This window comes from Parabacteroides leei (assembly GCF_023369805.1).
GTDB classification, from domain to species: domain Bacteria; phylum Bacteroidota; class Bacteroidia; order Bacteroidales; family Tannerellaceae; genus Parabacteroides; species Parabacteroides leei.
The window spans coordinates 82352-106592 of the sequence record NZ_JAMBQG010000016.1; the positions used below are offsets into that span (position 1 = coordinate 82352).

Annotated in this window: 17 protein-coding genes and 1 pseudogene; 13 read left to right on the forward strand and 5 right to left on the reverse strand. The window is 43.3% G+C overall.

Going from position 1 to position 24241, the window contains the following annotated elements; all coding sequences use genetic code 11:
* The first annotated feature begins 381 nt into the window (after positions 1-381).
* Positions 382-1323, forward strand: coding sequence for a malate dehydrogenase (gene mdh / locus M1P97_RS19685; RefSeq protein WP_195374949.1), 942 nt, complete (start codon positions 382-384; stop codon positions 1321-1323).
* Positions 1324-1396: 73 nt separating this feature from the next.
* On the opposite strand, the gene M1P97_RS19690 is transcribed toward mdh, so the two are convergent.
* Positions 1397-2137, reverse strand: a complete 741-nt coding sequence (locus M1P97_RS19690) for an acyltransferase (RefSeq protein WP_195374950.1) — start codon at positions 2135-2137, stop codon at positions 1397-1399.
* Between the two features lie 169 nt (positions 2138-2306).
* Between M1P97_RS19690 and M1P97_RS19695 the strand changes: the two genes are divergently transcribed.
* From M1P97_RS19695 to M1P97_RS19730, 8 genes and pseudogenes are all read left to right on the forward strand, one after another.
* Positions 2307-2882, forward strand: coding sequence for an RNA polymerase sigma factor (locus tag M1P97_RS19695; RefSeq protein WP_195374951.1), 576 nt, complete (start codon positions 2307-2309; stop codon positions 2880-2882).
* Between the two features lie 87 nt (positions 2883-2969).
* Positions 2970-3953 carry a FecR family protein gene (locus tag M1P97_RS19700; protein WP_249389966.1) on the forward strand — a complete coding sequence of 328 codons (984 nt, stop codon included), beginning with the start codon at positions 2970-2972 and terminating at the stop codon, positions 3951-3953.
* A gap of 85 nt (positions 3954-4038) precedes the next feature.
* On the forward strand, positions 4039-7377 hold the full coding sequence (locus M1P97_RS19705) for a TonB-dependent receptor (protein ID WP_195374953.1): 3339 nt from the start codon (positions 4039-4041) through the stop codon (positions 7375-7377).
* A 21-nt stretch (positions 7378-7398) separates the two neighbouring features.
* Positions 7399-9201, forward strand: a complete 1803-nt coding sequence (locus M1P97_RS19710) for a RagB/SusD family nutrient uptake outer membrane protein (RefSeq protein WP_195374954.1) — start codon at positions 7399-7401, stop codon at positions 9199-9201.
* A gap of 142 nt (positions 9202-9343) precedes the next feature.
* Entirely contained in the window at positions 9344-10627 is a 1284-nt protein-coding gene (locus M1P97_RS19715) for a Gfo/Idh/MocA family protein (RefSeq protein WP_195374955.1), read from the forward strand.
* The gene (locus M1P97_RS19720) at positions 10624-10857 is read left to right on the forward strand and encodes a hypothetical protein (RefSeq protein WP_195374956.1); all 234 of its coding nucleotides are present in this window, start codon (positions 10624-10626) and stop codon (positions 10855-10857) included. Before M1P97_RS19715 ends, M1P97_RS19720 begins: the two co-directional genes overlap by 4 nt.
* A 131-nt stretch (positions 10858-10988) precedes the next feature.
* Positions 10989-11633 (forward strand): annotated as a pseudogene (locus M1P97_RS19725) (3-keto-disaccharide hydrolase); the annotation flags it as partial.
* Positions 11634-11650: 17 nt separating this feature from the next.
* Positions 11651-12484, forward strand: a complete 834-nt coding sequence (locus tag M1P97_RS19730) for an FAD:protein FMN transferase (protein WP_249389968.1) — start codon at positions 11651-11653, stop codon at positions 12482-12484.
* 699 nt (positions 12485-13183) lie between these two features.
* Here the strand turns inward: M1P97_RS19730 and lpxA are convergent.
* From lpxA to M1P97_RS19750, 4 genes are read right to left on the reverse strand one after another with little or no spacing between them, the layout of a single operon-like run.
* On the reverse strand, positions 13184-13954 hold the full coding sequence (lpxA, locus tag M1P97_RS19735; protein WP_195374959.1) for an acyl-ACP--UDP-N-acetylglucosamine O-acyltransferase: 771 nt from the start codon (positions 13952-13954) through the stop codon (positions 13184-13186).
* A 24-nt stretch (positions 13955-13978) separates the two neighbouring features.
* The gene (locus M1P97_RS19740) at positions 13979-15364 is read right to left on the reverse strand and encodes an efflux transporter outer membrane subunit (RefSeq protein WP_195374960.1); all 1386 of its coding nucleotides are present in this window, start codon (positions 15362-15364) and stop codon (positions 13979-13981) included.
* A 7-nt stretch (positions 15365-15371) separates the two neighbouring features.
* Positions 15372-18593: an efflux RND transporter permease subunit gene (locus M1P97_RS19745; RefSeq protein WP_195374961.1), complete on the reverse strand. Its 3222-nt coding sequence runs from the start codon at positions 18591-18593 to the stop codon at positions 15372-15374.
* Positions 18594-18653: 60 nt separating this feature from the next.
* Positions 18654-19865, reverse strand: a complete 1212-nt coding sequence (locus tag M1P97_RS19750) for an efflux RND transporter periplasmic adaptor subunit (RefSeq protein ID WP_195374962.1) — start codon at positions 19863-19865, stop codon at positions 18654-18656.
* A 322-nt stretch (positions 19866-20187) separates the two neighbouring features.
* Between M1P97_RS19750 and M1P97_RS19755 the strand changes: the two genes are divergently transcribed.
* The 4 genes from M1P97_RS19755 (at position 20188) to uxuA (ending at position 24093) form a co-directional block, all read left to right on the forward strand.
* Positions 20188-20820, forward strand: coding sequence for a hypothetical protein (locus M1P97_RS19755; RefSeq protein ID WP_195374963.1), 633 nt, complete (start codon positions 20188-20190; stop codon positions 20818-20820).
* 66 nt (positions 20821-20886) lie between these two features.
* Positions 20887-21948: a LacI family DNA-binding transcriptional regulator gene (locus M1P97_RS19760; RefSeq protein ID WP_195374964.1), complete on the forward strand. Its 1062-nt coding sequence runs from the start codon at positions 20887-20889 to the stop codon at positions 21946-21948.
* Positions 21949-22079: 131 nt separating this feature from the next.
* Positions 22080-22892, forward strand: a complete 813-nt coding sequence (locus tag M1P97_RS19765) for an SDR family oxidoreductase (protein WP_195374965.1) — start codon at positions 22080-22082, stop codon at positions 22890-22892.
* A 25-nt stretch (positions 22893-22917) separates the two neighbouring features.
* Positions 22918-24093 carry a mannonate dehydratase gene (gene uxuA / locus M1P97_RS19770; RefSeq protein WP_249389969.1) on the forward strand — a complete coding sequence of 392 codons (1176 nt, stop codon included), beginning with the start codon at positions 22918-22920 and terminating at the stop codon, positions 24091-24093.
* The last annotated feature ends 148 nt before the right edge of the window (positions 24094-24241 follow it).

Genomic DNA, 24241 nt, shown 5'->3' on the forward strand with positions numbered 1-24241 from the left:
AAAAACGTTTGAACAGCAATGATTGTTCATTCATATCCACAATTTGTTCGTTCTCCTTCTACCGTCGACACAACATTCTATTTTAAAGGAAAACCTTTTGCCACCGCATAGGCAAAGCTTTGCCATCGAATCCGCACTGTTTTGCCACCGTATTGGCACAGTTGTGCCATTTAAAACGCAAAGTATTGCCATTCAAGGCGCAATACTTTTGACTAAAGATAGAAAAGAGAAGGAATAGCGATTGAGATTTAGTGATAATTAATAATAGGAGCCGATAAATTATTTACGGAAATATTTCTTTATTCGCCAATACATTGTACCTTTGTCCACGTTAAAAACAGGAAGTATTTTTATAAGTAATAACATATAAAACTTATTATTATGTCTAAAGTAACAGTTGTTGGCGCCGGTAATGTAGGTGCTACTTGCGCAAATGTTCTTGCCTTCAATGAAGTGGCAGACGAAGTTGTAATGCTTGATGTTAAGGAAGGTGTTTCCGAAGGTAAAGCAATGGATATGATGCAGACAGCTCAGCTGCTGGGTTTCGATACAACAGTCGTAGGTTGCACTAACGACTATGCTCAAACTGCAAATTCTGATGTTGTTGTTATCACTTCAGGTATTCCCCGTAAACCGGGTATGACTCGTGAAGAGTTGATCGGTGTTAACGCTGGTATCGTTAAGAGTGTAGCAGAAAATCTCCTGAAATATTCTCCGAATGCAATTATCGTAGTTATCTCTAACCCGATGGATACAATGACTTATCTGGCATTGAAGGCTCTGGGTGTTCCTAAAAACCGTATCATCGGTATGGGTGGCGCATTGGATAGCTCACGTTTCAAATATTTCTTGTCTCAGGCTCTGGGATGCAATGCTAACGAAGTAGAAGGTATGGTAATCGGTGGTCACGGCGATACAACCATGATCCCTCTGGCTCGCTTGGCTACTTACAAAGGTATCCCTGTCAGCAAACTGTTGAGTGCTGAAAAACTGCAGGAAGTAGTTGCTTCTACTATGGTTGGTGGTGCTACACTGACTAAACTATTGGGAACTTCTGCATGGTATGCACCGGGTGCTGCCGGAGCATTCGTTGTTGAATCTATCATCCACAACCAGTGTAAAATGGTTCCTTGTTCAGTTTATCTGGAAGGAGAATACGGTGAATCAGACCTTTGCATCGGTGTTCCTGTTATCCTGGGAAAGAACGGTATCGAAAAGATCGTTGAACTGGAATTGACAGCAGAAGAAAAAGAATTGTTCGCTAAGAGCGCTGCCGCTGTTAAGGGAACAAACGCTGCTCTGAAAGAAGTAGGTGCATTATAATCAGTAAACATACTCATTGATTATATAGGAAAAAGGATGGCTCTACGGAGTCATCCTCTTTTTATTTTTACCGTTAGTCAGGAGATAAATACTTATTGATACATCTACGGTCCCAATTGATCCCCCGCTTTACAATTTTTGCAGGAATACCAGCAATGATCACATTCGATTCATTAAATTCTTTTGTTACTACACTTCCCCAGCCGACAATACTATTATCCAATATTTTTACATTCTTGCCTATCTTTGTGTCTTTTCCTATCCATACATGCTTGCCTATTTCTATACTTTCAGCAAAATTTATCGGCTCTCCTTCCAAATTCATTATCGTATGTGCATCGGTACACCAAAGATCGATGCCCCAGCTTAACTGACTGTCATCTCCAATACTAACGTGCGAATCATCTTCCTGCAAATACAATGTAACCCCATTGATTACCACACGGTTTCCAATATCTACCCGGCAGTTGTTAGCCACCCTCGAAACGCCTGCACCCAGTCCCGGCAGTTGCCCGATGATAAGCTTCAAGCCCGTCATGCCCAATATGGTAGAATAACGCAAGATTATCGTTCCTATATTAACGACATTGTTATCCCCTTTTACAATCAGAAGAAACCCATCACAAAGAAGCAATTCTTCCGCACTAGCTTCAGAATCAAAACACATGGAGATGCGATTGTTGTTACCTATGATTGTAATATTGGCTTGATTAATGATCTTATTGAATTTTGCATTCCGGGAAGAAATACAATCAATTTTATCATGAGGGAAAATTAATGTAAACTCATTAGACTGTCCGTCAATACGTTCCATATCATTTAGAATATTATAGTTTGTACTCGTCCCCTTCTTATAAGAGATTTTATTTCACTTCTTCAAATATACGAAAAGGAACTGACTAATATTCATTATACTAGTCCTTATTCTTCAGGAAATAATTTTATTCCTATCTTTACACGCTCAAGACAAGATAGTACTATTTATGCCTGAAAAATCAATACATTGTGAGACGATAAAGAGACTTCGTGAAGGGTCGTATGAGGCTTTTGATACATTATATAATGTATATGCCGACTCCTTATACGGATTTGCTCTGTTGCATACCAAATCAATTGTACAAGCAGAAGATATTGTTCAGGACACTTTCCTTAAACTGTGGAATATGAGGGAGTCTTTATCGGTGGAAGGTTCTTTCAAATCCATGCTGTTCACTATCGCTAAAAACCATGTAATAGATATTTTCCGCCAACAGGTTAACCGGGCTGACTTTGAAGATTACATCGCTTTTTGTGAAGATGAAAACCTACTGGACAACACATCCGTCGAGAAAGTATATTACGACGATTTTCTGGAAAAGTTAGCAATTGCCAAACAAAAACTAACACCCGCTCAACGTAATATTTTTGAAATGAGCCGTGAGGAAGGAATGAGCAATACCGAAATAGCCGCCGCCTCGAACCTGTCAGAACAAACCGTAAAGAACCATTTATCCGCTGCTTTAAAAGTATTACGCACCGAACTTCGCAAATACAACTTCATCTTTGCTCTCTTTATTTAAGCACTCATAAAATATGTTTTAGAACATATCAAAATGGCTGGTACTATTTTGGTACCATTTCGTGTAACTATAAACGATCAAGAAATTATGACTGATTTATTCAACAAATTATATTCTCAATTCTTAAATGGAAATACCGACAAGGAACGATTCAGAGATTTCAAAGAATCTTTGAATCGACTCCCGGATACCGAATTAACGAAAAGCATGGAAAACTTCTGGCAAGAGAACGATAGTTATCCGGCAATGGATGCACAACGCAAACAGGATATACATCAAAAACTTCACGAACAAATAGTACCTCAACAGAAAAGATCGTTTACACAGTGGTACCGAATTGCTGCAGCTATCGCAGTGATTACCCTGATCGCTGTTACAGGTTGGAATATATCTGTTATCCAGAAACAGCAATCCCATGCCCCCTTCCTCGCAGAAGTTCCGTCCGGGAACAAAGTACAGTTAACATTGCCGGATAAGAGTTCCGTTAAATTAAACTCAGAAAGCTCTTTATCATATACCTATCTGGATGGTAAACGAATCGTCAAACTGGCGGGGGAAGCCTATTTTCATGTATCAAAAGACAAGCAACATCCTTTCGTCGTGCAAGTAGGAGATTTGAATATCGAGGTACTAGGCACCAGTTTCAACGTCCGTTCCTGCGAAGAGAATAATTCGATCGAAACATCCCTGATAGAAGGATCTATCCGTCTTTATGATTCGAAATATCCGTCTGAAACGTTTATATTAAAGCCCAATCAGAAAGCAATCTATTCCAACAATCATAAAATCGACCTTTACAACACAGACAATCTAAAAGAAACAGCCTGGACACGCAACCATCTTGTGTTCAACTCAGAGAAATTAAGTACCGTATTCCATAAAATAGAGCGATGGTACGGTGTAAATATTGAATTGAAATGTCCGGAAATAGCCAACGACCGTATTTCCGGTTCCTTCAAAAACGAACAACTGCCTTATGTAATGGAGGCTTTGAAAATTCAATACGGATTCAATTATGAAATAACAGGAAACAATGTAGTAATCAATAAGTCTAATAAATTAAAAAAATAAGTAAGCCTATGAAATGAAGTATTTATCTATCAAACAGAGTATGTATTAATATTAAATATCAACTTAAATCTAATTTAAAGTAATCATGAAGCAAGTGTTTTGGAGTATTGTACTCCTATTCTTCTGTTCTACAATGTATGCGCAGGACATTTCGCAAAAAATATCGATGAATCTGCAGAATGTCACGCTAAAAGAGTTCTTTAATAAAATAGAAGCTCAATCTTCTTTATCCGTTGTTTACCGGGATATTATCCTGAGTGAAAATCCGGATATCGTAGTTTCAGTAACAGACCGTCCTCTACAGGAGGTCCTGAATCTAGTACTGGAAAAACACGGTCTTTCTTACAAAATTAGTAACAAGACAATCGTAATCGTCAAAGCTCCGGCTAAAGCTTCCGGCAAACAAGTGGAAAAAACAATCACAGGAGTTGTGCTGGACGAAACAGGTACGCCCGTCATTGGTGCCAACGTTGTTGTGAAAGGCACTACCAATGGAACAATAACCGATATCGACGGTAATTTTACCCTTAATACAGCCTCCGGAGAATCATTACTGATCTCTTACATCGGTTACCTTCCCGTAGAAGTTAAGGTATCGAACGCCAGTAAAATAGATGTTTTGCTGAAAGAGGATGCACAGGGACTGGATGAAGTGGTTGTTGTCGGTTATGGTACCGTTAAGAAAAGAGACCTGACCGGAGCAGTCGCCTCTGTCAATGCTGCCAAGATCACGGCTGTTCCGACTACCACTGCTGCCGAAGCGCTGCAAGGACGTATCCCGGGCGTGGTAGTATCCAACTCAAACTGGTCGCCGGGGGCAACTCCTAGTGTAATGATCCGTGGTAAACGTTCTATTAAAGCCAGCAACGACCCATTGTATGTAATTGACGGTGTGCCCGTTACCGGCGGTATGGGAGAGATCAGCCCCTCGGATATCGAGTCTATGGAAGTATTGAAAGATGCCTCCGCTACCGCCATCTATGGTGCCCGTGGTGCTAACGGTGTTATTCTGATTAGTACCAAACAAGGCAAATCCGGCAAAACCCAAATTGACTACAACGGTTATGTGGGCGCACAAACCATCTTAAACCAGTTGGAATTATGGGATGGCGGAGAATATGCGGAATACACTCGTGAAGCTTATCGCAACACAGCAAACTCTGCGATACGATACAATTCGGATATAGCATCCAGAGACCAGGACCTGGTTTGTCCGGGATTCACACGTGACCCGTCGATCATGGAATCTGTCATGATGGGTTGGGGAGACAATGGCGTTTATGATCCGTCCCGGGTACGTACCACACATTATATGGATAATGTGACCCGTACCGGTATGGTGACCGACCATCAACTGAGTATCCGCGGTGGCGGCGAACGGACCAACTTCCTGGCTTCTGCTACTTACAATAAGAATAACGGTATTTTCAAAGATGAAGATTATGAACGTTACTCTATTCGTTTGAACCTGAATCATGAGATCAACAAGTATGTAAAGATCGGAGCACAGACACAATATTCACACGCTACTCAACAGCGCGGTTCCGGACTTGCCAGTGGTTGGCGTTTAAGCCCCCTGGCCCTGTTGTGGGATGATAAGGGAGAATTTATCCCGTTACCAGGTTCTTACAATGTATATAACACGATGATGGACCTTGTTCCGGGAGCAGTAGACCGTCCGTTGAAAACGACCCGTTATCTGGGTAGCTATTTCCTGGATATCAAATTACCGGTCGACGGTTTGAAATTCCGCTCTAACTTAGGTATCGACTCTCGCACCGTACAAGATTACGAGTTCAGATCGGCGAAAACAAGTAGCCGAGGTATGGGTACTTCCTACGCTAAAAATGCCGTAGACAAGTATACGATGTTTACATTGGAAAATATGCTTTTTTATGATAAGACCTTTAACGATAAACACACATTGGGTGTAACCTTGTTACAATCGATCCAGGAAGATAAAAAGGAAAATGTCAATGTCGCTATGGAAAACCTGCCGTCGGATAATCTTAAATATTACGATTTAGGATCAGGACTGGTGACCAACACGATCGGTAGCTCGATGGTTAAATGGAATATGGCATCGTTCATGGGACGTATCAATTATAACTATTTAGGACGGTATCTGTTAACTGTATCTGCCCGTTACGACGGTTCTTCCCGTTTGGCAGACGGACACAAATGGGTTCTTTTCCCTTCCGCCGCCCTGGCATGGCGTATTAACGAGGAATCTTTCATGGCTAATACATCCGGTTGGCTGGATAACCTGAAACTGCGACTCGGCTTTGGTAAGACCGGTAACTCGGCTGTAGATCCTTACCAGACAAAAGGCCGTTTGACATTGATCCGATATCCGTTTGACAACGGTGCTTCGGGAACAATCGGTTATGCCCCCAATATCATGGCAAACAGTTTGCTGACATGGGAAACGACCGACCAATGGAACCTCGGTTTGGATTTCGGAATTTTAAAAGGACGTGTCAACGGTACGATCGATTTATATATGCAGAACACACACGATCTGTTGCTGGAACGCCAGTTGCCGGTTGTTTCCGGTTTCCCTAACGTGCTGTCAAATGTAGGCAAGACCCGTAATAAAGGTATAGAAGTCTCTATTAATACAATGAATATCAATACGAAAGACTTCCAGTGGAGCACGGATTTGATGTTGTCCTCAAACAAAGAAGAAATCGTTGAATTATACAACGGTAAAAATGATGATATAGGAAGTAAATGGTTCATCGGCCAGCCGGTCAATGTACATTATGATTACAAAAAAGTTGGAATCTGGCAGAACACCGAAGCCGACCTGGCTGAAATGGCAAAATTTGCAGCCAACGGTACCGACTTTGTTCCGGGAGATATCAAAATCGAGGATGTGAACGGTGACCATAAGATTACGGATGCCGATAAGCAGATACTTGGAAATCCGCGTCCGAAACTGATTGCCAGTATGGTAAATACCTTTAATTATAAGAATTTCGACCTGTCGGTCTTTTTATATGCCAGTATGGGAGCCATGCTGTATAACGATATTTATGCAGTGGAACATTGCGGACGTAACGGTGGCGTAAAAGTAGATTATTGGACACCGAATAATCCGACGAACGCTTATCCTCGTCCCAGCATCGATGAAGAACGTCCGATCTATATTACATCCACTTATTATGAAAAGGCCGATTACCTGCGTGTAAAAACAATGACACTGGGATATACATTGCCCAAAAACCTTACCAAGAAGTTCATGGTAGAAAAGCTGCGTGTATACTTTACCGCCCAGAATCCGTTTATTTTTACCAATTACACAGGTATCGATCCGGAAGCAGCCAAGGTGGACGACTCCGGCAATCCTAAAACAGACGGTAGCGGCTTCGGTACTCCGAGTGTAAGTTCGTGGGTATTTGGTATAAACATGACTTTGTAATTTTAACCTTATAAATAAAGAATGAAAATGAAATCTATATATTACTACATGCTGGCAGGCTTGACACTCTCTACGTCAGGTTGCAGCAGTTGGTTAAGCGAAGATGATGCACCGGTAATGTCGTACGACTATTACGAAACGGAAGCCGGAGTAAATGCAGCCATTACGGCCGCGTACGGCTTTCTCCGCTGGGGAGTCGGAGGTGAACGTTTTGATGTCCTGACCGAACATGGTACGGACCTGTTCACGGAAGGGGAAGACGGTAGTCACCGCGAATCATATAACAAGTATGCGACACAGTTGAATCCGGATGACGGTATTTTATATGAGATGTGGGAGAACCACTATAAAGGGATCAGTGATGCCAATATCGCCATGCAGAAAATTCTGGATTCACAGGATTTGCTTGAAAACGTAAAATCGCAGAGCTACGCAGAAATGCAGTTCATCCGTGCTTACCTTTATTTCGACCTGGTACAACAGTTCGGACGCATACCGCTGGTGACTGAAGGTAGTTTCGATATCCGTACGAATTTTAAACGTGCCCCGATAGCCGACATATATAATTTAATTATAAGCGATTTACGCAATGCCGCAGAAAACCTGCCGGTAAAAGTTGCGACCAAAGGACGTGCCACCTGCTATTCTGCCGCACATTTATTGTCGAAAGTTTATCTGACCAGGGGCAGTGCCGTCAACGACCAGCGCGGCCAGCAAACGACAGACATGGACAGTACGTTATATTATGCTGAAAAAGTGATCAATAGCGGAGCCTTTACTCTTCAGGAAAACTTCTCTTCCCTGTGGGATATCAGTAACCAGGGAAATTCGGAAGTCGTATTTGCCGTACAGTTCACGACAGAACCGATGTTTAATGGCGATGGAAACAAACAGCATCTATTCTGGTTGTCCTGGTATGAAGATCAGCCGGGCATGTTGCGTGATATTGCAAACGGCCGTCCGTATCGTCGCCATGTAGCAACGAAGAAAACGATGGACGACTTGTTCGACCGTCTGCACGATTCACGTTTTTACAAAAGTTTTAAATGGGTATATTATGCCAATAACGTAAACACGCTGCCCGTATGGGAACCGCTGTCGTATGATGGTACTGTTTATTTCAACCCGGACCCATCCAAAGGACAAATCGACGGCAAACAGAAGTTCCAGCATGGTGATACGGCCATCTATTACACAATGGAAAAGACCGGATTCGAATCCAACAGCGATAACATGCGTAAACTCCGTGCCAACTATACTTATTCTTACTTCCCCCGTGAAATGCATTCGATCCGTTATTTCCCGTCATTGGTCAAATATCTGGACCCGAACCGTCCTTCCGTTTCGGAAGAAAAGGGTTCACGCGAATGGGTTCGCATGCGTCTGGCTGAAACATATCTATTGGCAGCCGAAGCAGCAGGTCGCAAAGGTGAGTTCGATAAAGCTGCCGAATATATCAATGTGATCCGTAAACGTGCCGCATGGGCTGAAGGAGAACAGAAAGAACAACAAATCTGGCTCTTCGAAGGAGGTGCAAACGATACTAAAAGTACCTATGAGGATCTGAAAGTTAAGGCGACAGACCTGAAAGATGATTTTATTACATTCATCCTCAACGAACGGGGACGCGAATTGCTGGGAGAAACAAATCGTTGGGAAGACCTGGTTCGTTGCGAATTATTGTATGACTGGGTGAAGAAATATAATCCGGAAGCTATTCATATAAAACCATATCACAAACTTCGTCCGATCCCGCAGAAACATATCGACCGCCTGAACCCGGCCGGAGAGATCAGTGAAGAGCAAAATGAAGGTTACTATTAATCTGTTGTGGTCTTAATATAGAAGGCGAGGCAAAAAAAAGCCTCGTCTTCCAGCTAAATAAAAGCCAAAAGTATGATCTCTAAAAAATAAAAGATACTTTTGCATATCATAATACCATCAGTCTATTAATATTAAATCTGTTATGAACAACGAATCAATCAACAGAAGAGATTTCCTGAAAAGAATCGGAGCGATAGAGGGAGGCTTATTACTACTTTCCAGCCCCTGGTTCTCCGCTTTTGCCGATGTAGAACACACGACGGGTAACAAAGCCCGGATAGGATTCATAGGACCGGGATCACGCGGATGTTTCTTATTAGGATTCCTTGCAAAAAATCCGAAAGCGGATATCGTCGCAGTATGCGACATTTACCAACCTTCAATCGATAATGCATTGAAGATAGTACCGAAAGCAAAAGTCTATAAAGACTACAAAGCTTTATTAGAGAATAAAGAAATCGATGCAGTCGTCATCGCTGTCCCTTTGTATCTGCATAAAGAGATCGCTATCGCCGCATTCGAAGCCGGCAAACATGTCTTCTGCGAAAAAGCATTGTCCATGACTGTAAAAGATTGCTGGGAGATGTATATGAAGCATAAGGAGACAGGCAAAGTCTTTTTCACCGGCCAGCAGCGCCTGTTCGATCCCCGCTATATCAAAACGATGGAAATGGTTCATTCCGGCATGTTCGGAGAGATCGAAGGTATCCATACATTCTGGTACAGAAACGGCGACTGGCGCCGCGAAGTTCCCTCCCCGGATATGGAACGGTTCATCAACTGGCGTCTCTATAAAGAATATTCCCGCGGCCTGATGACAGAACTGGGCTGCCACCAATTGCAGATAGGAAGCTGGGCCATGCGCTCCATCCCCAACAAGGTGATGGGACACGGTGCTATCACCTACTGGAAAGACGGACGGGAAGTAGACGACAACGTCAGTTGCATTTATGTGTTCGATAACGGCGTGAAATTGACGTTCGATTCCATCATTTCCAACAAATTTTACGGACTGGAAGAACAGATCATGGGGCATCTGGGAACTGTCGAACCCGAAGCAGGAAAATACTACTTCGAGACACCCGCTCCGGCTCCCGGATTCCTTCAACTCCTCAACCAGATGGAGAACAGCTTGTTCGATTCCGTTGCATTTGCCGGAACCAGTTGGGAACCGGAAACGGCCAAAAGCAACAGTGGCCAATTCATTCTCGGTAAACGTCCCGAAGGCGACGGCACCTCCCTCCTGCTCGAAGCGTATGTGGAAGCTGTCATTACAGGTAAACAACCGGAACATATTGCCGAAGAAGGATATTATGCCAGTGCAATGACACTTCTGGGTTATCAGGCGATCGAAGAAGGACAGATCCTCACCTTCCCCGACGAATACAAACTGGATTATTTGAACCATAAAAGCCCGAAGTCATGAAAGATACCATCATTACAGCAAAGAGAAAGCGGAGCGAGTTGCTGGCATTCGTAGTTTGTTTTATCATTGCCAATCTCGTAAACATATATTCTATATATACATTCAAAACATCGTGGGCGGAACTTTTCACATCCATCGGATTCGTTACGATCTGTTCCGTCGTACTTTATATCATTTGGGCCATTATCCGCCTGGTATTCTTCTCTGTCAAACGAATATCGAAACGATAAGTCAACAAAATAACGATTAAACTTACAAGTAAATTATCATGAAAAAAGGATTCATCTATTTAGCTCTGATGAGTTGCACTTTAGCTCCTATCAGTGCTTTTGCACAAGCAGATAACGTATTGACCAGCCAGGAAAAGAATGAAGGCTGGGAACTTCTCTGGGACGGAAAAACAACCAACGGCTGGCGCGGTGCCAAATTGCAGGAATTTCCTAAAAAGGGATGGACGATCATCGGCGACGAACTGGTGGTAGAGAAAGCCAAAGGAGAAGAGTCGGGCAACGGAGGCGATATCGTCACCATCAAAACATACAAAAACTTTGAACTGGTTGCCGACTTCAAGATCACGGAAGGGGCCAACAGCGGTATCAAGTATTTCGTCGACCCGGAACTGAATAAAGGAAAAGGATCGGCTATCGGTTGCGAGTTCCAGATCCTGGACGACGACAAGCACCCGGATGCCAAACTGGGAAGAAAAGGGAACCGGACAGTCGGTTCATTATACGACCTGATCCCGGCCTGCCAGGAGAAACCATTCAAGAAGAATGAGTTCAACACCGCACGTATTGTAGTGAAAGGCAATCATATCGAACACTGGCTAAACGGCATGTTGGTAGTAGAATACAACCGTAACGACCAAATGTGGAGAGCGCTCGTAGCCGGAAGTAAATATGCCGATTGGCCAAACTTCGGAGAAGCGGAAGAAGGTCATATCCTTTTGCAAGATCATGGCGATGAAGTACACTTCAAGAATGTCAAGATCAAAGAACTGAAATAATCCGTCATTTTCACAGAATGCCTGATATATTCCGACAACTGAATGCCGATAACGGCGTACTATACACATGGTATGAGGCCATGCACACACGCATCGACCTCATACTGTGTGATCGGTCGGAAAACCATTGTCAGGAGACCGCCCATCAGATCAAACAGGAAATAGCCCGGCAGGAAAAGATAGCCGACCGCTTCAACCCTGACAGCGAACTATACCTCCTCAACCGGACAGCCTGCCTCCATCCGGTTGTCGTAAGTGAAGAACTTTTCCATATTTTATCCGATTGTTTTGATTTATACGAACGAACCTGCCAGTGCTTCGACATCACAGTCCAGTCGACAATACAACAGGAAGACAGGGTCGGTTGCGTCATCATGGATCAGGACCAGCAAACCGTTTACTTCAGCAAGCAGGGTATCACTCTCGATCTGTGCGGATATATCAAAGGATATACACTGGATAAGATCCGGACGATACTGAAAGAACAATCCATACAAGACGCATTAATCAGCCTCGGAACCAGTTCTGTTCTTGCTATCGGTAATCATCCGGCAGGAAAAGGCTGGATGGTCAATGAGGTACTGCTTACCGATGAAGTATTGACCACCTCAGGCAATAACCGTACCGACCGGCAACACATCCGCAACCCCCGCAACGGAGAATTTATAACAGGACAGAAAGAAATATCCGTCATTACCCCGACCGGAGCCGAAGGCGAAGCCCTGTCTACCGCATTATTTGCCGCCACCCCGGCAGAACAATCATGCATATTAGCGAACTTTTCAAAAAAGTACGTAACTACCTGCAATCTTTGTACGAACAACCATTATAAACACACCCTTCCTTTGTAATCTCCATTAACCCATTATTGACAATAACTAAAACACTGATTACAGGAAAGATTAAATTAATTAACGACAGACAATACTTTCCATACATAGTATCAGGATAGAATGATGTACAGATATACATTTGTTTCCGGATTGGAGTTATTTATTAGATATCAGCCTATTACAGTCTCCTCGTAATTCAATAACATGGAAACTCCAGTTTCCTAACAATTCCCCTCGTAAGGAAACTCCGGTTTCCTCCGCAGAAAACTGTAATTTCCCGGGCAGGGAACATGGATTTCCTGCGCAGGAAATTACAGTTTCCTTACGAGGAAATTAACGCCCCCCTGCATCAGCATTTCATTACATGCCGAATAATACAATAAGAGAAATGAGACATTCATTTATTCAGCTACTTTATCATTCCCCATCCACCTTAAAAGATATTCCCCATTACAAAAATGGTGGGTATATACTATCCTGTACGGAATAAACTACGCAAGCCATTTGTATCTCCAACATTCCTTCATCCCAGGCATGTTGCGTATACTTGTCTTTCGTGTCTCCTCACCTTGTTGAACAGTAACAAATCTTATCCACGCATCCGCATCAAAAAAGGAATCGAAAAAACTATTTCCCGACGATCCTCTCCATCTACCGAATAAAAAAACGGAACCTTCATAATTGAAGATTCCGCTTTTCATATATTAAACCGAGTATTTATCTTCCGATAATTCCCAGCTTCGAAGCATTGATAAAATCAATAATATGTTCTATCTCTGCACTCATTGGCACCTGGTCCTTTATCATTAACAGAGCATCAAAAAGACTTGTGTTACCCTGGTAAATGATACGGTAAGCATGGCTGATATGCTTAATGATCTTTTCGCTTACTCCCTGATGTGACAGGATAACGGAGTTAACGCCATAATAAGTAGTCGGTTCCTGAGCTGCCACGATATAAGGAGGAACATCCTTACGGAAACGGCAACCGGTCTGTGTCATCGACCAAGTACCGATACGGCTTCCCTGGCTTGCCAATACATTGCCGCCGAAGATGGCGAAATCTTCAAAGAAACAGTTTCCCGAAATCTTGCTGCCATATCCCAACACACAATGATTACCGATATGGGTGTCGTGCGAAATATGAACGCCTTCGTGCAGGAAGTTACCGTTACCGATAAATGTCTGCCCGTCCGGCGTAGTGGCACGATTGATCACAACGTTTTCACGGATCACATTACCATCACCGATAACTGCCAGCGTAGTGTCACCCTTATATTTGAAATCCTGAGGTTCTGCTGCAATCACAGCCCCGTTGAACACGCGATTGTTCTTACCTAAACGTGCACCACTCATGATGCTGGCATGGGGCATGATCTCGCAACCATCACCGATCTCTACATTCTTATCGATGTAGGCAAAAGGATGAACAGTAACATTCGTTCCCAGTTTGGCGCCGGCATCTACATAAGCTAACGGACTAATCATAATAATCTAAAGTTTTAATGGTTATTACTCTCTTCCTCCACCGACAGCGCTATACAGATTGATAACAGCCTGCATACGCTGAACATTGTCGGATACTTCTGTCAATTGTGCACTGAGCAGGCTCTGCTGTGCTGATAAGATCTCCAGATAAGTAGACTGGGCTGACTGGAACAGGGCTTTCGTATATTCTACCGCCTTCTCCAATTGCTCGATCTGCTCCTTATCCTGAACCAGCATCTTGTTAGTGGCATCATACAGATGCAGTGCATCGCTAACCTCCTTACCTGCCTGAAGAATAGATTGCTGATAATTCATCTGTGCAATCTTCTCTTCTGCTTTCGATACTTTCAGGTTAGCCATCAGCTTACCGTTGTTAAAGATAGGCTGTGCCAGAGATGCCAACGCCTGGAACATGAATTGTCCCGGATTGGATACTGTGATACCCGAACCATTTGTCCAACCGGCTGTTGCCGTAATGTTCAGTCCCGGATAGAAAGCAGCACGCGCTTTGTTTGTCGTATAATAAGCACTTGCAAGCGACATTTCTGCGATCTTCACGTCCGGACGGTTTTCCAGCAACTGCAAAGGAACACCGGCCATCAGTTCATCCGGAATATATTGATCTTCCAGTCTGCCACGCTCGATCTGCTGAGGTGCTTTTGCCAACAGGACCGACAATGAGTTTTCTACTTCACGAACCTGACGTTTCAGGTTAATCAGCGATGAAGAAACCTGGTGGTATACAGCTTTCATCTGTACAACAGCTGCTTCGGTGGTCATACCTGCCTCCTTCATAGCCTCCATCGCACGTACATTTTCTTTATAGATATCGACAGTTTCAGTAGTGATTTCTACCTGACGGTCGAGCATCAGCAAGGTAAAATAAGTATTGGCAATACCGCCGATAAGCTGCGAACGCACTGCCTGCTGCGAATACTGGCTTTGCAGATAGATTGTTTTCTGATCGCGACTCGCATTGAGCAACTTACCGAACAAGTCTACCTCCCAACTTGCAGCCGCCGGTAAAGTGTATGCCTTGGCATAGCTTGAATTCCCCATAGTTGTGGTAGATCCTTGCGGTGCCAGGTTCAGCGACGGAAGGAAAGAGAGACGGGCAGAAGTAAGCAATGCCTTCGCTTCCTCCACACGGAGAACCGCAGCCTGCATATCTACATTATTTGTCAAGCCTTCTTCAATCAGCGCCTGCAATTTAGGATCGCGGAAAATATCTCTCCAGGGAATGTTTCCCATATTCGTAGTATCCGCAGCCAGTGTGTCTGTTTCAGATACCGGGTCACGATAAATACCGTCAGTCGTGATCGTATCGGGACGGTCGTATGCCTTATAGATGTGGCAACTGCTCAACAGAGCGGTTGCACACATCATATATATAATTTGTTTCTTCTTCATTGTCTTCTCACTTATTTTTAGCGTACTGTTCTATTTCCGTATTCAAATCGCTGTTGTCCAGATCTTCCCACTCGATCGGTTTAACCTTTTCCTGCAGGTACTGGAATACTACGAACAGAGCCGGAACGATCAGGATCTGGAAAATCATACCGACGAACATACCACCGATAGCAGCAGTACCCAACGTACGGTTACCGTGGGCACCTACTCCGAAGGCAAACATCATCGGCAACAAACCGACTACCATCGCCAGGGAGGTCATCAGGATAGGACGCAGACGGGCTGCGGCACCTAATACGGCAGCCCAGGTGATGCTCATACCCATACGGCGACGGTCGAGGGCGAACTCTACGATCAAAATAGCATTCTTCGCCAACAGCCCCATCAACATGATCAATGCGATCTGCATATAAATGTTATTGGACATCGTTCCCAATATCATCTTCAAAGCCGGGATACTACCTAATGCGGCCCACCCCTGTACGAACAGGAAGCTACCCATCAAACCGAACGGGATGGAAAGCAATACGGCCAATGGCAATACATAACTTTCATACTGCGCACTCAGCAACAGATAAACGAATACGAAACAGAGTACGAAGATCAAACCGGTTGTACTACCGCTGGTCTCAGCCTCTTCACGCGCCATACCTCCCAGCTCGTAACCGAAACCGGCAGGAAGCGTTGTGCTCGCCACTTCTTCAAGAGCTTTCAGTGCCTGACCGCTGGTGAACCCATCGGCAGGAGCAACCATCACCTTCAAAGAGGTGTACATATTGAAACGGCTGATAATATCCGGACCATATACTTTTTCTATCGTAATAAACTGGGAGATCGGTGCCATTTCGTTCCCATTTCTTACTTTGACATTCTTCAATGATTCCATATTGGCTCTCAAAGCCGGGTCGGCCTGTACCATTACACGGTACATCTTACCGAAACGGTTGAAATTGGAGGCATACAGACCACCATAATAACCTTGCAGCGTCAGAAGGATATCACTCGGACTGATACCTACTTTCTTACAAGCTGCCGCATCGATATCGATCATATATTGCGGGAAGTTCGGGTTGAAAGTAGTCTGGGCCGACTTGATCTCCGGACGGGCTGTCAGAGCTGCCATATAATCTTTGGAAACCGAGAAGAATCTCTCCAGGCTACCACCGGTCTTATCCTGCATATTCAATTCGATATCACTGGAAGCGGAATAACCCGGAATCATAGGCGGAGTAAAAAATAATACCTGGGCATCCTTCACTACTTTCTGTGCACGCATGAACAAGCTACCGTAAACGACTTCGGCACTCTGCGTCATCGAACGTTCATCCCAATCCTTCAACTTGATGATAAATGAACCGTAAGAAGGTCCCTGGCCACCGATGAAACTGAAACCGGTAATGGCCGTACGTGATTTCACAGCCGGGTCGGAAGCGATCAGGCTATCCACACGCTCCATGATTTCGAGCGTACGTTCCTGGGATGCTCCGGGAGGTAATGTCACAGCTCCCATGATAGTACCCATATCTTCATTCGGCACCATACCGGTAGGCGTTACCTGCATAAAGAATACCAATAAAGCGATAGAAGCTATAACGGTACCGAATGTCAACCATTTCTTTTGGATAAAGAATAAAACACGTTTTTTGTAACTCTTCAATAATGAATCGTATGCCACATTGAAAGAGGTATGGAAACGGGATACGAGAGTTGTCTTCTTCTCTCCGTGTTCAGTATCATGAGGTTTCAGGAAGATAGCACAAAGTGCCGGACTCAATGTCAACGCATTCAACGCAGACAGACCGATAGCAATGGCCATAGTCACACCGAACTGGCGATAGAATACCCCGGCTGTACCTCCCATGAAACTTACAGGGATAAACACAGACATCATCACCAATGTAATAGAAACGATTGCACCGCCAAGTTCACTCATCGCATCGATAGATGCTTGTTTCGACGATTTATATCCCTGGTCCAACTTGGCATGGACCCCCTCGACGACGACTATCGCATCATCGACCACAATCGCAATGGCCAATACCATCGCACAAAGTGTCAACAGGTTGATACTAAATCCGATCAATGACAACAGGAAGAAAGTTCCGACCAAAGCAACCGGAATAGCAATAGCGGGAATTAAAGTCGAACGCAAATCCTGCAGGAACACATACACCACGATAAACACGAGGATAAAGGCTTCCAGCAAAGTTTTGATTACCTCGTGGATAGAGGCATACAGGAAGTCGTTGGCATTCATAGATACTTCCACCTTCATACCCGGCGGCATAGTGCTCTCTGATTTTACCAACAGATCCTGGATGTTGTTGATTGTTTCAGTTGCATTCGTTCCCGGCATCTGATATACGATACATGCTACCGCATTATGGCCGTTTACTTTATTGACATAGTTATAAGTCAAACGTCCCAATTCGATATCGGCAATGTCTTTCAGACGAAGCACTTCACCGTCGGGTAATGCTTTAACTACAATATTATCAAATTCTTCGGCAGTCTGCAAACGTCCTTTATAACGGATCGTATACTGGAATGACTGGTTTCCCTGTTCACCGAAAGAACCCGGAGCCGCCTCCACGTTCTGTTCAGCCAAAACATTCGACACATCGTTAGGAACCAGCTTGTATTGAGCCATCACATCCGGTTTCAGCCAGATACGCATGGAATAGTCGGTACCCAATACGTTGGCATCACCAACACCCGGCACACGCTGTACTTCCGGGATCAGGTTGATCTTTGCATAGTTCTCAAGGAACTTCTGGTCGTAACGGTCTTCCGCATCATAAACGGCAAAAACAACCAGCATGGAGTTCTGACGTTTCTGAGTGGTCACACCGACTTTTGTTACCTCGGCCGGCAGCAAACCTTGTGCCATAGACACACGGTTCTGAACGTTTACCGCCGCCATATCCGGGTCGGTTCCTTGTTTAAAATATATGGAAATATCGGCAGAACCATTGTTAGATGCATTTGATGTCATATACATCATATTCTCAACCCCGTTGATCTGGTCTTCCAGCGGCGCAATAACACTATTCAATACGGTTTGCGCATTGGCTCCCGTATAAGTGGCCCTTACCGAAACAGTAGGAGGCGCAATGTCCGGATATTGGGTAATAGGCAATGTGAACAAACCTAATATACCCAGGATGACAATTACGATGGAGATCACCGTAGAAAGCACCGGACGGTTAATAAATCTATCTAATTTCATATGTTACTTTTTTATAGACGAACAGCATAGGTCATACCCCAGCTTATTCTATACCTCTAATTAATTGAAAGCAGTTTTTAAATTTCCTTCGTTCTGGTCTTTCATCGCCTGCTGGAACTTGGCAGCTTGCTCAGCCTGTGTGATCGGCTTAATTTCCTGACCGTCTCTTAAACTCTGAACACCTTCGACAACGACTTTGTCACCGGATTTCAACCCTTTAGTTACCAGATAACTATGACCATCATCCAAAGAAGAAATCTGTATTTCAACATTTTTAATTGTATTATCAGGCTGTAGTACATAGACGAATTTCTTATCCTGAATTTCAACAGTTGCAGACTGGGGGATCATAATGATGTTATCCATTGTATAAGGGAATACAACACTACCTGTACCGCCACTTCTCATAATTCTCTTATCGTTTGGAAATACAGCGCGCATACTTACCGAACCTGTCGACTGGTCGATAACACCGCTGACAGCATCTATTTTACCTGTTTCTGCCAACATCGTTCCATCTGCTAATTGCAGTTGAACTTCCGGCATTTTATCCAATTGCTCTTTCAGTGTTCCACCCGCTTTTGTCAGTTGCAACAATTCTTTTTCTGTCATAGAGAAATAAACATATACTTCTCCGATCTCAGAAACAGTTGTCAACGGACTGGAAATCGAAGGGCTTACCAAACTTCCGATACGGTACGGGAAAGTTCCGACAACCCCATTTGACGGACTGGTTACCGTACAAAAAGATAAATTCTGACTAGCACTCACCAAAGAGGCCTCCGACTGAGCCAAAGTGGCTTCTGCCGATAAAAGCTGATTTACTGCCGTCTGGTATTCAAAAGAACTGATAATAGCTTTATCGAACAATTCTTTCTTGTTCTTCACCGTTAATTTTAGCGTATTAACATTCGCCTTAGCCATAGCCACAGCAGCTTTAGCCTGGTTTACAGACGCTTTATACTGCGTAGGATCGATCTCAAACAAGGGCTGACCTTTGCGGACAGTAGCCCCTTCATCTACACACAACTTAACAATAAACCCTGACACCTGGGGACGCACTTCAATATCCTGCGTACCTCTGATAGTTGCCGGATAAGATGTCGTCTGATTGCTTGAAGAAGAGTTGACTGTAAGAACAGCATATTCGCTGTCGCCTAATTTCATACCACTCTGGCTGTTTCCACAGGCGGTTAATAAAGACACTCCCACTGCAAATAATGCAATTTGCCTAAATTGGGTAATAGTAGTTTTCAACATTTGTCTATTCATATTCATTATTTAATATATTTTCTGCCTAACGATGATTTATACATATCACTCGAAGTCTTGTTCTATCAGGCTCGATTGTTGAAGGTCTCATATCTAAAAAACGTACAAATTTAAAATCTTTTTATTGTACTTTTCCCGTTTATACAATCTTTTATACTAAAAATTCACTTATTTAGGTGTCTGGATCAAACAGATAGCTTATTTTTTGACCGTTCGAAAGTAAATTAGTCTGAATTACTATACAAAGTACGGACATTATTTGTTTATTCGATAATTTACCTTAAATTTACAGCTATCTTTAAACTTAATAATCTACAATCTGATGGGACCTAAATTTTCAATTTCCGAAGTGTGCAGTACTTCATGGCAACGGACAAAAGCTCAGATCTGGGTTTTAGCCGGACTGATAATAGGTATGAGTATCATTTCTTTTACACTGGGGGCATTTGCAATGCCTATACAGAAATCGATAACGGGAACGATAATTATTAATCTGATTAGTTGTATTATTTCTGCAATCTTTGCTTTAGGATATATGAAGAACATATTCCAGGCTTTGGACGGAGAAGAGCCGCAATTCTCGGCATACGGACAGCAGGCTCGTAAAATCATTACTTACCTTGTAGCCAATATACTCATGGGAATCATTGTCCTTCTCGGAATCTGTTTATTCATTATCCCGGGAATCTATCTGGCCCTCAGATTACAATTTTATGCGGCTCTGATCGTTGAAGATGATGCAGGTATAATCGAATCGCTCCAGCGTAGCTGGGAAATAACCCGCGGACAGGGAATGTCTCTTTTTATGCTGATGCTGGCTATGATAGGGATCTGTATCTTAGGATTTATCCTGTTGGGTATAGGTATTTTTGTGGCAATGCCACTTGTATATATGATGTACGCCTATGCATTCCGTAAATTGAATGCTCCTTTACAAATTATAGAAGATATATAACATAATAGTAATACGAAACAGCCCGCGTTTTTTTATTACTGCGGGTTATTTATAATAAAAAGCCCTATGGGGAAGACTTACAGAATAAAAGATATTGCAGAGTTATCCGGTGTTTCTACCGGAACAGTCGACCGTATCCTGCACAATCGTGGCAAAGTTTCTGAAGAAGCTCAGAAAAAGGTCGAAAAAGTACTAAAAGAAATAGACTATCATCCGAACCTGATAGCGCGTTCATTAGCTTTGAAGAAGAAATATCGCTTCATTACGCTGACTCCCTCTTTTGCAGAAGGAGAATACTGGGCCAAACTATCGGAAGGTATTGATAAAGCCGAGCAGGAGTTGTTTAGTTATAATGTCGAAATCGAACATCTGTGTTTCAACCAGTATGACAGAAATAGTTTCGACAACCTGATACCGGTGATTGAAAAATCAGATTGCCAGGGCGTAATCATTGCTACCTTGTTTAAGGAAAGTGTCTTGCAGCTTACCCAGCAACTCGATAAACTGGAAATACCCTACGTACTGATAGATGCATTTATCGAAAAGACGAATTGCATCGCCTATTATGGTACTAACTCATATGATTCAGGATATATCGCCGGCCGCTTGTTATTCGAACAAATCCAGCCCGAAGACAATATTGCGATTTTCCGCTTTATCAGGAAAGGCGACATGCATTCGACCCAGGTCATGAAACGTGAAGAAGGTTTCCGAGATTATCTGTATGGACATGATTTTCTGGGTAAGATATTTCCGGTACATATCCATGCAGACGAATCGAACGAGAACAAGGATATTCTCGATTCATTCTTTGCCACACACGAAGAAATACAAGCCGGAATCATCTTTAATTCGAGGGCACATGTATTAGGCGATTATTTCCAACAACAGGATACCGACAAACATTTCAAACTGATAGGTTATGATGTGATCGACTCTAATCTGAACTATCTGAATAGCGGACACATCACCCACCTGATCGCCCAACGACCGGAAGTGCAGGGATTCAATTGCGTAAAAGCCTTATTCCGTCATCTTGTATTGAAGGAGAAAGTCGAACAAATCAATTACATGCCTATTGATATACTTATAAAAGAGAATATTAAGTATTACAATAATTATATTTAATGACATAAACGGTCATTTTTATCCTCTATTTTTTTTGTTTGACAAATAAATAGTATACATTTGCACCCAACGTGTGCTCGCGCACAGATTGTGCATACAAATGAAAATATCACAATAAAAACATATAGAAAATGGCTAATTTATTTTGTATTAAAGACAGAGTTGTCATTATTACCGGAGGAGCCGGTATTTTAGGTAGCGGAATCGCAGGTCACCTGGCTGAAGAAGGAGCTAAAGTTGTCATCCTTGACCGTGCCGCAGAAACCGGTGAAAAAATCGTTGCAGACATCAAAGCAAAAGGCGGAGAAGCTTGCTTTTTTCTGACAGACGTCCTGAATAGAGAGATCCTTGAACAGAATAAAAAAGATATCCTCGCTAAATATGGCCGTATCGATGCATTATTGAATGCTGCCGGAGGAAACATGGCAGGCGCAACGATCGGACCCGACAGTAATATTTTCGATTTACAGATCGATGCATTCAAAAAAGTAGTCGATCTGAACTTGTTCGGAACAGTTCTCCCCACTATGGTATTTGCGGAAGTTATGGCTCAGCAGAAAGAAGGTGCAATCGTCAACTTCTCTTCTGAATCAGCTCTGCGCCCGTTGACACGTGTGGTAGGATACGGTGCTGCCAAAGCTGCTATATCCAACCTGACAAAATATATGGCCGGTGAATTGGCTATCAAATTCGGTGAAGGTTTGCGTGTAAACGCGATTGCTCCGGGATTTTTCCTGACAGAACAGAACAGAACATTAATGACTAACCCGGACGGCTCTTATACTGACCGTGCTAAATCAGTTATCGCTCATACTCCGTTCAGACGTCTGGGTGCACCGGAGGAATTGTTTGGTACCATTCAATATTTAATAAGCGACGCATCTAAATTCGTTACGGGCACAATTGCTATCGTAGACGGTGGTTTCGATGCTTTCTCAATCTAAAAACACGATAAACACGACACATAATATGTATTTATGCGAACAAACATGGCGTTGGTATGGTCCGAATGACCCTGTCAGCCTTTGGGATATCAAACAAGCCGGTGCAACCGGTATTGTAAATGCTTTACATCATATTCCTAACGGGGAAGTATGGACGGTAGAGGAGATCATGAAACGTAAAAAACTGATCGAAGAGGTCGGATTAACCTGGTCTGTCGTAGAAAGCGTGCCTGTTCATGAGCACATTAAAACGCAAACCGGAGAGTTCCAGAAATATATCGACAACTATAAGGAAAGTCTGCGTAACTTGGGTAAATGCGGTGTGAATGTCGTAACGTACAATTTTATGCCGGTACTCGATTGGACACGTACCGATCTGGCCTATACCATGCCGGACGGCTCAAAGGCTCTTCGCTTCGAACGGGCTGCTTTCGTTGCATTCGACCTTTTCATTCTGAAACGTCCGGGAGCAGAGAACGATTATTCGTCAGAAGAAAAAGCAAAAGCAAAAGCCCGCTTCGACTCGATGAGCGAAGAAGACCGCCATTTGCTTACTCGTAACATGATTGCCGGCTTGCCGGGATCAGAAGAAAGTTTTACGATAGAACAATTCCAGGAGGCATTAGACCGCTATAAAAATATCGATGCAGAAAAATTGCGTGCCAACCTGATCTACTTTTTGCAGGAAATTGCCCCGGTGGCCGATGAAGCCGATGTAAAACTGGTTATTCACCCGGATGACCCTCCTTACTCTATTCTCGGATTACCGCGTATCCTGAGTACGGAAGAAGATTTCAAGAAGTTAATTGAAGCGGTACCTAATAAGAGTAACGGACTTTGCTTATGCACCGGTTCATTCGGAGTACGCAGTGACAACGATCTGGCAGGAATCATGGAACGTTACGGCGATCGTATCGATTTCGTTCATTTCCGTAGCACACAACGTGATGAGGAAGGAAATTTCTACGAAGCAAACCACCTGGAAGGAGATGTGGATATGTATGGCGTAATGAAAGCCTTATTGGAGTTACAGCAAAGACGCGGCTGTTCTATTGCTATGCGTCCGGACCACGGTCATCAGATGATAGACGATCTGAAAAAGAAAACAAATCCGGGTTATTCCTGTATCGGCCGCCTGAGAGGTTTAGCCGAACTTCGTGGTCTCGAAATGGGTATAGCCAAATCATTATTTAAGAAATAAACAACGTATACATTTCATTTCTTATCGATTTATAGAAGAAAGGCGCTAAACTTCGGTTGGCGCCTTTTTGTATTATGGCCTTCGAAAATCGTCCTACAATTCTCAGAAAAGCATAAAGAAATGAAAAAGAACTATAAAGTATTCCCAT

Bases quoted from the DNA above. Each gene is read 5' to 3' on its own strand.
- M1P97_RS19690 (WP_195374950.1), bottom strand. From the start codon at position 2,137: ATGGAACGTATTGACGGACAGTCTAATGAGTTTACATTAATTTTCCCT.
- M1P97_RS19745 (WP_195374961.1), bottom strand. From the start codon at position 18,593: ATGAAATTAGATAGATTTATTAACCGTCCGGTGCTTTCTACGGTGATC.
- M1P97_RS19755 (WP_195374963.1), top strand. From the start codon at position 20,188: ATGGGACCTAAATTTTCAATTTCCGAAGTGTGCAGTACTTCATGGCAA.
- M1P97_RS19765 (WP_195374965.1), top strand. From the start codon at position 22,080: ATGGCTAATTTATTTTGTATTAAAGACAGAGTTGTCATTATTACCGGA.
- M1P97_RS19695 (WP_195374951.1), top strand. From the start codon at position 2,307: ATGCCTGAAAAATCAATACATTGTGAGACGATAAAGAGACTTCGTGAA.
- M1P97_RS19705 (WP_195374953.1), top strand. From the start codon at position 4,039: ATGAAGCAAGTGTTTTGGAGTATTGTACTCCTATTCTTCTGTTCTACA.
- M1P97_RS19700 (WP_249389966.1), top strand. From the start codon at position 2,970: ATGACTGATTTATTCAACAAATTATATTCTCAATTCTTAAATGGAAAT.
- uxuA (WP_249389969.1), top strand. From the start codon at position 22,918: ATGTATTTATGCGAACAAACATGGCGTTGGTATGGTCCGAATGACCCT.
- mdh (WP_195374949.1), top strand. From the start codon at position 382: ATGTCTAAAGTAACAGTTGTTGGCGCCGGTAATGTAGGTGCTACTTGC.
- M1P97_RS19740 (WP_195374960.1), bottom strand. From the start codon at position 15,364: ATGAAGAAGAAACAAATTATATATATGATGTGTGCAACCGCTCTGTTG.
- M1P97_RS19760 (WP_195374964.1), top strand. From the start codon at position 20,887: ATGGGGAAGACTTACAGAATAAAAGATATTGCAGAGTTATCCGGTGTT.
- M1P97_RS19750 (WP_195374962.1), bottom strand. From the start codon at position 19,865: ATGAATAGACAAATGTTGAAAACTACTATTACCCAATTTAGGCAAATT.
- M1P97_RS19720 (WP_195374956.1), top strand. From the start codon at position 10,624: ATGAAAGATACCATCATTACAGCAAAGAGAAAGCGGAGCGAGTTGCTG.
- M1P97_RS19730 (WP_249389968.1), top strand. From the start codon at position 11,651: ATGCCTGATATATTCCGACAACTGAATGCCGATAACGGCGTACTATAC.
- M1P97_RS19710 (WP_195374954.1), top strand. From the start codon at position 7,399: ATGAAAATGAAATCTATATATTACTACATGCTGGCAGGCTTGACACTC.
- lpxA (WP_195374959.1), bottom strand. From the start codon at position 13,954: ATGATTAGTCCGTTAGCTTATGTAGATGCCGGCGCCAAACTGGGAACG.
- M1P97_RS19715 (WP_195374955.1), top strand. From the start codon at position 9,344: ATGAACAACGAATCAATCAACAGAAGAGATTTCCTGAAAAGAATCGGA.